The 11,948-nt window shown below is 60.4% G+C and carries 14 protein-coding genes; 3 read left to right on the top strand and 11 right to left on the bottom strand.

The features are described from left to right. Positions 1–396: 396 nt before the first annotated feature. Positions 397–1,281 (bottom strand): LysR family transcriptional regulator, encoded by an 885-nt coding sequence (locus ACZM8Y_RS14040; protein ID WP_337431124.1) that lies wholly within the window; start codon positions 1,279–1,281, stop codon positions 397–399. 117 nt (positions 1,282–1,398) lie between these two features. On the opposite strand from ACZM8Y_RS14040, the gene aspA reads away from it, so the two are divergent. Together aspA and ACZM8Y_RS14030 are read left to right on the top strand one after the other, a co-directional pair. Then, positions 1,399–2,787 (top strand): aspartate ammonia-lyase, encoded by a 1,389-nt coding sequence (aspA, locus tag ACZM8Y_RS14035; protein ID WP_308771496.1) that lies wholly within the window; start codon positions 1,399–1,401, stop codon positions 2,785–2,787. A 63-nt stretch (positions 2,788–2,850) separates the two neighbouring features. Further along, positions 2,851–2,985, top strand: coding sequence for a hypothetical protein (locus tag ACZM8Y_RS14030; protein WP_302553775.1), 135 nt, complete (start codon positions 2,851–2,853; stop codon positions 2,983–2,985). A gap of 313 nt (positions 2,986–3,298) precedes the next feature. Here ACZM8Y_RS14030 and ACZM8Y_RS14025 read toward each other — a convergent pair whose 3' ends face one another. Genes ACZM8Y_RS14025 through ACZM8Y_RS14015 form a run of 3 tightly spaced genes read right to left on the bottom strand, consistent with a single transcriptional unit; the run spans position 3,299 to position 5,832 of the window. Further along, the gene (locus ACZM8Y_RS14025; protein WP_302553776.1) at positions 3,299–4,165 is read right to left on the bottom strand and encodes a metal ABC transporter permease; all 867 of its coding nucleotides are present in this window, start codon (positions 4,163–4,165) and stop codon (positions 3,299–3,301) included. Beyond that, positions 4,158–4,925, bottom strand: a complete 768-nt coding sequence (locus tag ACZM8Y_RS14020; RefSeq protein WP_482334054.1) for a metal ABC transporter ATP-binding protein — start codon at positions 4,923–4,925, stop codon at positions 4,158–4,160. Before ACZM8Y_RS14020 ends, ACZM8Y_RS14025 begins: the two co-directional genes overlap by 8 nt. After that, the gene (locus ACZM8Y_RS14015; protein ID WP_482334052.1) at positions 4,912–5,832 is read right to left on the bottom strand and encodes a metal ABC transporter substrate-binding protein; all 921 of its coding nucleotides are present in this window, start codon (positions 5,830–5,832) and stop codon (positions 4,912–4,914) included. The genes ACZM8Y_RS14020 and ACZM8Y_RS14015 overlap by 14 nt, the downstream gene beginning before the upstream one ends. Positions 5,833–6,039: 207 nt before the next feature. On the opposite strand from ACZM8Y_RS14015, the gene ACZM8Y_RS14010 reads away from it, so the two are divergent. After that, positions 6,040–6,411: a Fur family transcriptional regulator gene (locus ACZM8Y_RS14010; RefSeq protein WP_302553781.1), complete on the top strand. Its 372-nt coding sequence runs from the start codon at positions 6,040–6,042 to the stop codon at positions 6,409–6,411. A gap of 499 nt (positions 6,412–6,910) precedes the next feature. Here ACZM8Y_RS14010 and ACZM8Y_RS14005 read toward each other — a convergent pair whose 3' ends face one another. From ACZM8Y_RS14005 to ACZM8Y_RS13975, 7 genes are all read right to left on the bottom strand, one after another. Next, positions 6,911–7,195: a serine hydroxymethyltransferase gene (locus ACZM8Y_RS14005; protein ID WP_302553784.1), complete on the bottom strand. Its 285-nt coding sequence runs from the start codon at positions 7,193–7,195 to the stop codon at positions 6,911–6,913. Between the two features lie 20 nt (positions 7,196–7,215). Next, a complete protein-coding gene (locus ACZM8Y_RS14000; protein ID WP_482334049.1) occupies positions 7,216–7,488 on the bottom strand; it encodes a hypothetical protein in 273 nt (90 codons plus the stop codon). A gap of 34 nt (positions 7,489–7,522) precedes the next feature. After that, positions 7,523–8,023, bottom strand: a complete 501-nt coding sequence (gene rfaE2 / locus ACZM8Y_RS13995) for a D-glycero-beta-D-manno-heptose 1-phosphate adenylyltransferase (protein ID WP_482334047.1) — start codon at positions 8,021–8,023, stop codon at positions 7,523–7,525. Positions 8,024–8,205: 182 nt separating this feature from the next. Further along, on the bottom strand, positions 8,206–8,880 hold the full coding sequence (locus tag ACZM8Y_RS13990; protein WP_302553790.1) for a site-2 protease family protein: 675 nt from the start codon (positions 8,878–8,880) through the stop codon (positions 8,206–8,208). A gap of 3 nt (positions 8,881–8,883) precedes the next feature. Further along, a complete protein-coding gene (gene tyrS / locus ACZM8Y_RS13985) occupies positions 8,884–10,080 on the bottom strand; it encodes a tyrosine--tRNA ligase (RefSeq protein ID WP_302553791.1) in 1,197 nt (398 codons plus the stop codon). 119 nt (positions 10,081–10,199) lie between these two features. Continuing rightward, positions 10,200–10,679: a Cys-tRNA(Pro) deacylase gene (ybaK, locus tag ACZM8Y_RS13980; RefSeq protein WP_482334044.1), complete on the bottom strand. Its 480-nt coding sequence runs from the start codon at positions 10,677–10,679 to the stop codon at positions 10,200–10,202. Positions 10,680–10,691: 12 nt separating this feature from the next. Next, positions 10,692–11,303: an SGNH/GDSL hydrolase family protein gene (locus tag ACZM8Y_RS13975; RefSeq protein ID WP_482334042.1), complete on the bottom strand. Its 612-nt coding sequence runs from the start codon at positions 11,301–11,303 to the stop codon at positions 10,692–10,694. Positions 11,304–11,948: the final 645 nt, after the last annotated feature.

Raw genomic sequence — 11,948 nt, 5'->3', positions numbered from 1 at the left:
CATGTAATGAACAAAAAATGAGAGAGGCCCACATCACCAGACGTGAAACGAGCTTTTATCTATTCATGATTTTCATTGAAAAAATCAGCAACCGTAAACTTCAACACAGCCTTTTCTTTGAAGTTCCAAAGGGCTAACCAGAAAAAATGCCTTAGCCGTGGATCCCGCCAAGGGGAAAACCGGAGAAAAAGGCCGTATTTTCACCGCGCTGTGGAGATGAAACAGCCGCATACCATGGCGGAACCTCTCCAGAAAAGCTCCCTTCCCCGGCGCATCTCTTCCCTTTCACAAGGAATGTATGATAATTAGGTTATGTCGTCGTTTGATATGCAACCATTTGAACTTGTTAAAATAGTTTAATAATTTCAATATATCGCATATAATTAGCGACACGGCCTAGGGGAGGATGGCTTTCCAGAAGGTTTCGATGGCGGCCCGGTGGACGGTTTTGTTGCGGTAGAGTTTGATATCCACTTCCACGCTGAGATCCGGGCGATCTTCCCATATGCGGCGGATGGTGCCCCGCTTCAATTGTTCGCTCACCAGCGTTTCCGGAACCCATGCCATACCGATGCCTTTTTCCAGCATTTTGACGATGCCTTCGCTCAGGCTGCTCTCGTAGACGGACTGGAGTTCGCAGGGCGTCTTTTCGCAGAGCGGAAGGATGATCCGGTTGGCGAAGGAAAAATTGCTGTAGGAAAGGTAGGGCAGGGGGGATGTGCTCGGAAGGCGTTCCGCAAGGGCGCTCCCCACGACGGGGAGGAAGCGTTCCCGGCCGACGGCGGCGGATTCGATGTGCGAAAGGAATTCGCTGTCCGACTCGTATTCGTCCAGCCTGTAGGTGAGGAGCATGTCCACCTGATGTTCCATCAGGGCGCAGAAATGCTCTTCCACGCTTTGCGGGAACGGGTTGACCACAAAACGGAGCTGATCGCACGTCTGCCGCACCCGGAAAAGGAGATCCGGGAGCACGTTGATGGAGAGGGTCGGCAGGCTGATGAGGCGGACGATGCCGTCGGAACGGTTTCCGGCCGCGAATTCCCTCCGGGCTTCGGCCATGCGGTCTACGATGTCGCGGGCCACGGGCAGGAACTGTTCGCCCTGCGCCGTGAGGCGGATGGGGAGGGCCGTCCGGTCGAACAGGATCACGCCGAGCCATTCCTCCAGCGCCCGGATGCGGCGGCTGAAGGCGGGCTGGGTGACGTTGCGCTCCTGCGCCGCATGGGAAAAGCTTCTGTGGCGGCACAGGCTGAGGAAGTCTTCAAGGAGTTTCTGATCCACGCGGGGCTCCATGCTTTTTGATCATGACGCGATACGAAATCGGCAATTGCCAGTTCCGCTGGGTGTTTCTTATAGTCAAGGCACGTTCAGTATTCGCACCAAACAGGAGAAACGTCCATGCCTCGCCTCGAACATGATTTTTTGGGTGAAATGCGCATCCCTGCCGATACATATTATGGAATCCAGACGTACCGGGCGGTTGAGAACTTCCCGATTTCCGGCGTGAGCATCTCCAGCTTCCCGGAGCTTATCAGGGCGCTCGGCCTGGTCAAGAAGGCCGCCGCCATTGCGAACATGCGGTGCGGCGTGCTGCCCCGCGAAATCGGGGATGCCATCTGTGCGGCCTGCGACGAGATCATTGAGGGCAAGCTGCACGATCAATTCCCCGTGGACTGCATCCAGGGCGGCGCGGGGACTTCGACCAACATGAACGCCAACGAGGTCATCGCCAACCGCGCCCTTGAGCTGTTGGGCCACAAGAAGGGCGAATATGAATACTGCCACCCCAACAACCATGTGAACTGCTCGCAGTCCACCAACGACATCTACCCCACGGCCCTGCGCATCGCCCTGTACAGCATGTTGGGCCAACTGACCGGCGATATGGCCTATCTCCAGCGTGGGTTCGGGGCCAAGTCCGAAGAGTTTTCGGACGTCATCAAGATGGGCCGCACACAGTTGCAGGATGCCGTGCCCATGACGCTTGGCCAGGAGTTCGGCGCGTACGCGACGACCATCGGCGAGGACATCCTGCGCGTCGAGGAATCCCGCAAGCTCCTGCTTGAAATCAACCTCGGCGCGACCGCCATCGGGACAAGCATCAACGCGCCCAAGGGCTATGCCGAAGCCGCTTCAAAGGCCCTCGCCGACGTCAGCGGGATTCCGGTGGTGCTGTCCACCAACCTCATCGAGGCGACGTGGGACACCGGGGCCTATGTGCAGACCTCCGGCGTGCTCAAGCGCATCGCGGTCAAGCTCTCCAAGATCTGCAATGACCTGCGCCTGCTGTCCTCCGGCCCGCGCACGGGCATCAATGAGATCAACCTGCCCCGGTTGCAGCCCGGCTCCTCGATCATGCCGGGCAAGGTCAACCCGGTCATCCCCGAAGTGGTTTCGCAGGTGGCGTTCGACATCATCGGCAAGGACGTGACCATCACGATGGCGGCGGAAGCCGGGCAGCTTGAGCTGAACGTCATGGAGCCGATCATCGCCTTCTCGCTGGCGAACGGCATCCACCGCCTGCGTCAGGCCATGCGGACGTTGCAGGATCGCTGCGTGAGCGGCATTACGGCGAACAAGGAACGCTGCCGCAGCATGGTCGAGAACAGCATCGGCATCATCACGGCCCTGAATCCCTATCTCGGCTATGAAACTTCCGCGTCCATCGCCAAGGAAGCCCTCGAAACCGGCGGCTCGGTGCTCGACATCGTGCTCGCCCGAAACCTCCTCAGCCGCGAGAAGCTCGACGACATCCTCGCCCCTGAGCACATGATCAACAGAAAGTAATGTTGAGGCATCTCCCTTTTCAGGGAGGCGCCCTCAGCATTTCCCAAGGCTTTGTTAGAGTATATGGTTGTTTCATCTCCACAGTGCGGTGAAAATACGGCCTTTTTCTCCGGTTTTCCCCTTGGCGGTATCCACGGCTCAGGCCTTTTGCCGGTTATCCCTTTGGAGCTGGAAAAAAGCATCAGCCATTTTCTATGACACAGCCTTTCCCAAAGACGCCCGGCTGGATGGGGTATGCGGAAGGCGTTTCCATACGATTGAGAAACAGGGGTACGGCACCCCGGACTTTCCCCGGTCAGCTTGGCGGCCGCCGGTGAAAGGCGCATCCCCGTCCGGCGCGTCAAAAAGCGCCCTGTTCCGTGATTCGGAAGAGGGCGCTTTTCTATTGGAAGCAAGCCGTTGCCGGAGGAGGCGCAAGGTTCCCGGCGTGCCGCACGCGCATCCACGAATTGACGCACGGGCCGACCCCGAAGCGGCTGCGGCAGGCGTGCCGCACGCGCTTCACGAATGCTTACTGCCGCCGTCCCTCCCCCCGTATGGCGGCGAGGACGGCGCTCAACAGGAACCAGCCGCAGGAGACGAGGACAACGGTCGCTCCGGTGGCTGTCCCGGCCCATTCCTGTGCGGAAAGCACCAGCCCGGCTACGGCGGAAGTGACGCTGACGAGGATTGACCACCAGAACATGCCCCCGGCTGTGCGGGCGAGGTTGCGGGCCGTGGCTGCGGGCACGATGAGCAGCGCCGTCACCAGCAGGACGCCCACGGCCCAGACGGAGAACATCACGACGAGCGCGAGCAGCCCGGCGAAAAGGTATTGCCAGAAAAACACCTTGATGCGGTGGGCCTTGGCGACCACGGGGTTGAGGCCGATGTACAGCAGGCGGTTGTAGCCCCATATCTGAAAGGCCGCCAGCGCGAAAAACAGGCCGATGAGCCAGCGGATGTCGTTTTCCGTGATGGTCAGGATGTCGCCGTAGAGGAATTGTTGCAGATCACGGGCCACGGCGTTGTCCCGGCTGACCACGGCGAGGCCGAAGGCCATGACCGCCGAGAAGAATACGCCGATGATCGTATCCGAGGAAAGGGCGCTGTTCCGCTGTACCGCCATGATGCCGAGCCCGACGAGGATGCCGAAAACCGGCATGGCGACATGCGGGTTGATGGAAAAGATCAGGCCGAGCGCCACGCCCGCGAAGGCGGAATGGCTGATCGCATCGGAAAAGAAGGCCATGCGGAAGCTGACGACCTGCACGCCCATGGTCGCCGCCATCGGCGCGAGCAGGATCAGGGCGGTGAGGGCCTGCTGCATGAACCCGGCCTGTAGGCACTCAAAGGGGAGCAGGGAGGCGAGGCGGTAGAGCGGCTCGATATCAAACATGGCTGTCCTTTGGCTGGGCCTCGGCGGGGGCATGGGGGTTGATGAGGCCCATGTGCATGCCGAACAGGGCCATAAGGTTTTCCTGCGTCAGCACCTCGTCGGGCGTGCCTTCCGCGAAGACATGCCGTTTGAGGCAGATGACGTGCGTGGCGTGGTGGAAGACCATGCCGAGATCGTGGCTGACCATAAGCTGCGTGAACCCTTTGGCGGCGCGCAGTTCGTCCAGCAGCTCGCAGAACAGGTGCTCTCCCTGAAAATCCACCCCGGCCGAGGGCTCGTCGAGCACGAGCAGCTCCGGTTCCTGCTGTAAGGCAAGGGCCAGCAGGACGCGCTGCATCTCGCCGCCGGACAGATCGCCAAGCCGCCGGGAGGCGAGGTGCTCCGCCTTGACCATTGCGAGGAGCCCCAGCGAATGTTCCTTCAGCGAGGGCCGGATGCCGAGCCAGAGCGGACGCTTCTGGATGCCCATGACGAGGAATTCCATGACCGTGAGCGGCATGCCCCGGTCGATGCTGATGCGCTGCGGCACATAGCCGAGCCGCAGGGATTTTCCATTCCGCCCCGGCATGATGTCGATAGCCCCGCCGTGGCGCATCTCGCCGATGAGGGCGAGGATGAGCGTGGTCTTGCCCGCACCGTTGGGGCCCACGATGACGGTGCAGCTTCCCTGCGGGACTGTGGCGTTGACGTGCTCAAGGATGGCGAGCCCGCTCCGGCGCACGGATACGTCACGGAAGGCGACGGCGTTAGTTGGTTCCAAGGGTGCTCTCCAGCGTGTGCAGGTTGGCGCGCATGGTGTTTTCGTAATAGTCCAGCGGCGCGGAGGCCGGCCCCGTGGCGGCGGGATCGAGCTTTGCCGTAGCGACCCCGGTTTCGCGGGACAGGGTGGCGGCGACCTTGTCCGGGTACTGCGGTTCCGTAAAGATGGCCCCAACCTGCTGGTCGCGGATCGTCTTGATCAGTTTCATCATATCGGAGGCGGACGGCGCCTGCGTGTCGTCGGCCTGAATGACCGCGGCCACATCAAGCCCCATGTCGCGCGCCAGATAATCGAATACCCCGTGTTGGGTGATGATGCGGTTGTTTTTCAGCCTGCCGCCGAGCGCGGCGAATTCGTCGGCCAGCGCGTCGAGCTTCCGGGCGTAGTTTTCGGCGTTGGCCCAGTAGGACGCGGCGTTGGCGGGATCGAGATCGGCAAGCTGCCCCGCGATGGAACGGGCCATCTGCGCAGCCATGCGCGGGCTGGCGAACAGGTGGGGGTTCATCCCCCCATGACGGTGCCCCTCATGCTCCCCGTGCGCCGCTTCCCTATCCGTATAGGGGAGCAGCCCGGAGATGCCCTTGGAACTGTCGATGGTATGGATTTCCTTTTTGGCGCGTGCCGAAGGGGAACCGAGGAAGGCTTCAAGGCCGAGCCCATTGAGGACAAGGATGTCGGCCTGTGCGAGCTTGGCCATGTCCTGCGGCGTGAGGGCGTAATCGTGGGGGCATCCGGCCTGCGCGGGGAGCATGAGCCGGACTTCCGCATCCGGCACGTTTTGCGTGATGTTGCGGACAATCTGGTACACGGGGAAGGTGGTGGCGAGGATCCGGGGCTGGGCGAGGGCGGCGCCGCACAGCAACATAAGGACTATGAGGCATACGATTCCGGCGGTGGTTTTACGCATGGGGGCTCCTTGCGGGAAAAGCGCGGACGGCTTATTGCTATTGCGAAGGCATTTGCAATTAATGCTTGCCGGATGAGGTGTCAAGAGGTTGTGCGGACTGCGGGAATGTGTGCATTACAGCGGCTGATACGCGCATGGGTTGCAGGAATACCGGAACCTTCCGCGAGGATGCACGCACCGGAGGCCCAGCCGTATGAGGTGTAGGGAATGAAACGGAAGACATCACAGCGGGCGGCGATTGAGCAGGTTTTTTGCCAGTTGGATCGGCCCCTCGGCATTGAGGAAATATTGGAAGCCGGACGGATGGCGGTGGAATCGCTCAATCAGGCCACCGTGTACCGCAACGTGAAGCTGTTGTTGGAAAACGGCTGGCTCAAACAGGTATGCCATCCTTCCCTCGGCACGCTCTACGAACGCACGGGAAAGGGGCATCACCATCATTTCCACTGCCGGGTCTGCAACCGGGTGTACGATCTGCCCGGCTGCGCCCTGAACGAGCGGGAGGCCGCGCCCTCAGGGTTTCTTGTGGAAGATCACGAGTGCTTTCTGTTCGGGGTTTGCCCGGACTGCCACCCCTGAAGGGAAGCACGCCCGTTCCCCCGCAATAAGGGGGCAGAGGCCCGCCCCGGCCCAAAGGCTCGACGGGCAAGAACCCGTTCCCCGTGATGAGGGCGGGCAGCGGGGTGCCGTGCCTGAAGGGAGCCGCGGCACAACACGATCGCCCCTCCGCAGTTTTTCGCTTCTCCGGCCGCTTTTTTCAACGATTTTTTGACGGCTGGGCCGGGCTCAATCCGCTAGGCGGGCATCACCGGCTGAGCGGGGCCGGGTGCGGCAAGCCGGAACCGTTGCGGGCCTATCGCTTCTTCAGGATCGGCGTATGCCGAAGGCCGTGCTGGAAAAGGCTGTGAACGGGGGTGGCAGGCAATCCCCCTTGGGAAGGGATGGGCTGTATGCAGGCAGGGTTGGGCATATCGACGGCATGTGTGAGGCGTTCCGTGAGGGGTGGGCTGTATGCAAGCAGGCTTGGGGAAGGGGAGTTTTCCGGCATCCCCTTCCCCTCACCCCGTAAGGCTGCGGCCTAAAGGCCGAGCTGAAAACGAAGATAGAGCAGGATGATGATCGCGTTGATGCCGATGGTCGGGAGCCATTCCTTATAATGGAGGCGCGAGATAAGCAGGCTGACGACCACCACGCCGAGTGTCCACAGGGCGATGGCGAACAGTTCGGCAAGCCCGGCGGCCATGGCGCGGCCCGCCGCGTCGCCGCCCGCGGCAACGTAGCCGTGCTTCATATACAGGGGAACCACAACATAAAGGCCGAAGGGATAGGCCGCCGCCGTCAGAAAATAGAAAAGAGGTTTCATTGCTGTGCCTTTAAGGGGGCTTAGATAAATAATAAACAGAACAGTGCGGTGAGCATGATGGCGAAAAGGTTGACCACGAACGGGACAAGGCATTCCCCGTACCGGATGCGCGAGGCCGCCAGGCTGGCGATGAGGACGCATAACGTCCAGAACCCCATGAAGAAAAGGGCCGCGAAACCTTGCGCGATGCCTCTGCCCATTGCATCGGCTCCCTTGTCCACGTCCCGTATGATCAAGGGGAGCAGGACACACGCGCCGAACGGGTACGCGGCCGCCGTCAGGGTGTAGAACAAGCCTTTCCTCATATTCCGCTGAGTCCCTTAAAAGTCAGATGCGCCGGGCGGCGCTGCGGATTTTTTCGATGAGCGCCGTGGTCGAATAGCCTTGCAGCAGGGGGAGGCTTACGACTTCGCCGCCGCGCCGCTGCACCGTTTCCCGGCCTGCGATGCGATCCACGGGCCAGTCCCCGCCCTTGGCCAGTACGTCGGGCCGTACGGCTTCGATGAGCTTGGCGGGCGTGTCCTCGTCGAACCGCACCACGAAATCCACGCTTTCCAGATGCGCGAGCACGAAGGCCCGCACCGGATACGGGTTGACGGGCCGGTCGTCGCCCTTGCCCAGCCGTTTGACCGATTCGTCGCTGTTCAGTCCAAGCACCAGCACATCGCCCTGCGCCTTGCAGCGTTCCAGCAGATCCACATGCCCCGGATGCAGAATGTCGTAGCATCCGTTGGTGAAGACGATCTTTTTGCCTTCCCCGCGCAGGGCATCCAGTTTTTCCAGCAGTTCGGGCAGTTCGACCATGCCGGGATGTTTCAGCATATCCATTGTCCGTCCTTTGTCCGTCCTTGTATCGGCAGGGAGGGTGGTTTCCGGGAGCGGCGGCTTTCCGGCCCCACGGGATGGCCTTTCCCTTTTCCGCAGCCGTGCCGCCTGTTCCGGGCAAACCCTTCTTGCCCGCCAAAAGCAGAAAGGAGCCCCCTTTCAAAGGCTCCTCTCTGGCCGTTCCGTCAACTCAGTACAACCAGCGAGAAGACCGTGTTCACAGAGAACTGTATCAGCGGGTAGAGGATATAGCCGAGCGCCCCGGTCATGAGCAGCAGGATGAGCACCAGAAAACCGTAACGCTCAAGCTGCATGTACTGGAACCCCAGCTTCGGCGGCAGGACGCCCCAGAGGATCTTGCTGCCGTCGAGGGGCGGGATGGGCATCAGGTTCAGCCAGCCGAGGCCGATATTCACGACCACGCCGGTCTGGAACATGAGGAAGAAGAAGTCCCACACGGTGTTGCCCTGCCACTCGCCGAACGGGAAGAACTCGATGAGCAGGCGCAGGAGCACGGCGAACCCGATTGACAGCAGGAAGTTGGCGGCGGGCCCCGCAAAGGATACCAGCATGGTATCTTTTACGATGTTTCGGAAGTTCCGGGGATTGATGGGCACCGGCTTGGCCCAGCCGAAGACGAAGGGGCCGGTCAGGCTGGTCAGCACGAAGACGAACAAGCCCACCGGGTCGATGTGGGGCACCGGGTTGATCGTCAGCCGTCCGAGCATGGCGGCTGTGGGGTCACCCCGCTTGAGGGCCGCCCAGCCGTGGGCGACCTCATGCAGGATGATCCCAAGCATCAGCGGCACGAAGGCCACCGATAAGCGTTTTATGGAGACCGCAAGGTCAATGTCGAGCATGTATTACCGTACCGTCAGGCGCAGGAAGCGCTTTTTGCCGAGCTTCACCACGTAGGAACCCGGTTCCAGCGGGGTTTCGGCGTCATCACAGCGTTTGCCGTCAAGCGAGAGCGAGCCCTGCTTGATGAGGCGCTTGGCTTCGCCGCGCGAGGCGGCAAGGCCGGAGTCGGTCAGGAAGACCGGGGGCTTGCTTGCTTCGCCGTGCTCACAGGCGAACTCCGGCGCATCGTCCGGTATGCCGCCGTCCGCAAAGACCGAGTTGAAGCCCTGCAAGGCTTCCTGTGCCTGTGCCTCGCCGTGGTAGCGGGCCACGATTTCGTATGCCAGCATTTCCTTGGCTTTCTTGGGATGCAGGCGGCCCTCTTCGACATCCTTTTTGAGCGTGGCGATCTCGTCCAGCGACCTGCTGGAGATGAGTTCGTAATAGCGCCACATGAGATCGTCGGAAACGGACATGGCCTTGCCGAACTGGTCGGCGGCGGGCTCGTTGATGCCGATGTAGTTGCCGTAGGATTTGGACATCTTGCGCACGCCGTCCAAGCCTTCCAGCAGCGGCACGGTCAGGATGCACTGCGGTTCGAGGTCGTACTGGCCCATGAGGGTGCGGCCGACCAGCAGGTTGAAGGTCTGGTCGGTGCCGCCCATTTCGACGTCGGCCTTGAGCGCCACGGAGTCATACCCCTGCATGAGGGGATAGAGGAGCTCATGCAGGGCGATGGGCGTGTTTTCGCGGTAACGCTTGGCGAAGTCGTCGCGCTCCATCATGCGGGCCAGCGTATAGCGGGAGCCCAGACGGATGAAGTCGGCGGCGGTGAATTCGTTGAGCCAGCGGGAGTTGAATTCCACGACCGTCTTTTCGGGATCGAGGATCTTGAAGACCTGTTCCTTATAGGTTTCGGCGTTGGCGATGACCTGTTCGGTGGTCAGGGGCGGACGGGTGGCGGAACGGCCGGAGGGGTCGCCGATGCGTCCGGTGAAGTCGCCGATGAGGAAGACGACCCTGTGGCCCAGTTCCTGAAAATGGCGTAGCTTGTGGATGAGGACGGTGTGGCCCAGATGAAGATCCGGCGCGGTGGGGTCGAAACCGGCCTTGACGGTAAGGGGCTTGCCCCGTTCCAACTTTTTGCGCAGTTCGCCTTCGTCAATCAGGTTGGTGATGCCGCGTTTGATCAATTGCATCTGTTTATCGACAGGAATCATCAAAATCTCCTCTCCCTCCCCGTCCGGGGAGGATTCGCCGGCGGGCGGCGGGAATGCGTGATCGGTTGGGGGCGCGTCCGGACGCGCCTCGTTTCCTGTTGCAGACAAACCGGGGACTGTCAATAGCGGGCGATGGCGGCGTAGGTTCCCTCAGCCGCACGAAGAAGGTCGTCGGGGGCGAGGCGGAGCTGTACCCCCCGGTGCCCGGCGCTGACATAGATGCGCTCATAAAGGATGGCGCTTTCGTCCACAAAGACGGGATAATGCTTTTTCCCGGCCAGCGGGGAACAGCCGCCCCGGATATAGCCGGTGAGGGGCTGGACTTCCTTGAGCGGAACCATTTCCACATGCTTGTTGCCGGACACGGCGGCGAGTTCCTTGAGGTTCAGCTCGGCGGCGCCGGGAATGCAGGCTTCGAGGACTCCGGTCTTGTCGCCCCGGACGACCAGCGTTTTGAAGACCTCCTCCACGGGCACGCCGAGCGAGCGGGCCATTGCCGTGGCGGAGAGGTCGGCCTCGTCGTAGGGGGCCTCATACAGTTCGTAATCAATGCCCAGCTCGTCGAGGAGGCGGGCTGCGTTGGTTTTCTTGGGAGGCATACGGTCAACCTGTTATCCGGCGAGGCTGCGGGCGATGCGCCTGCCGATGGCCATGAAATAAAAGTCGTTTCCGATCCGGTTCAGATGGACGCCGTCCGGTGCGAGGATTGTATCCGTGTCCGGGAATTGGTCAAGGATAAGCCGTTCCATGTCGATGAGCACGATGCCCTTCATCCCTGAAAAGGTGGCCCGCAGCCCTTCGTTGTATTCCCGGACGGTGCGGCGGTAAAGCTGGGCTCCCGGAATGCCCGGCGCTTCCGCAGGCCTGTGGTTGGTGGCCAGAAAGACGGTATACGCCCCGCTGCGGAACGAGCGCTGGATGATTTCGCCCATGTTGGCGAGGTAGGTTCTGAAGCCGACCAGAGGCCGGCCCACGGACGAATGCCAGAAGCTGGCGTCGTTGAGGCCGAACTGGACGAAGACGGCGTTGGGGTGGTGGCGTTCCACGTCCCACTGCATACGGCGCAGGCCGTCTGAGGTGGTGTCGCCGCTGACCCCGGCGTTGGTCACCGCAACCGGTTCGCGCAGGGTTGCCAGCATACGCGTCATCTGCGCGACCCAGCCCTCGCCGGGGCGCGCGCCGTAGCCGTAACAGATCGAGTCTCCAAAGCAGACGAGATGCATTGTTTCCTCGTGTGGTTAGAGTGTGTTGTGAGGTCGTGCGGACTGGGGGAGGGAAGAGGGAAACTTTCTTCAGAAAGTTTCCCTCTTCCCTCCCCCAGACCCCCTCCCATCTCCCTTCAAAGACTTTTGACTGGTGGGGAGGCGGCGCAAAAGGAGTTCCGTTGGGTATTTGTTTGGCTCTGTCAGAGTATGTGGTTTATGTGGTTGCTTCATCTCCACAGTGCAGTGAAAATACAGCCTTTCTCTCCGGTTTTCCCCTTGGCGGGATCCACGGTTAAGGCACTTTGCCGGTTATCCCTTTGGAGCTTCAAGGAAAAAAACATCAACCATTTTCTGTAACACAGCCATTTGTTTTAGGTCGTGTCGTCAATTAGATATAATTTGTTGAAAGTATTTAACTATTTTTAAGTTGCAAAAAGTTATTTCAATAATTTCAAATAATTACATGTGAAATGACGACTCGGCCTAGAGCAAATGAACTTTAAAAATGTATAATTTTAGGCTCTGTTATAGTATATGGTTGTTTTGTTTTATCAATGTATTGAAAATATATACTTTTTCCAATTTTTCGCTGCTGGGCTCCGTGGCTGGGCAATTTTTCCGTTATTCCGTTGGAATTTCAAGGAATAAACCATCAACCGTTTC

Source organism: Bilophila sp. (assembly GCF_057864385.1).
This window is presented reverse-complemented; position numbering and strand designations above follow the sequence as displayed.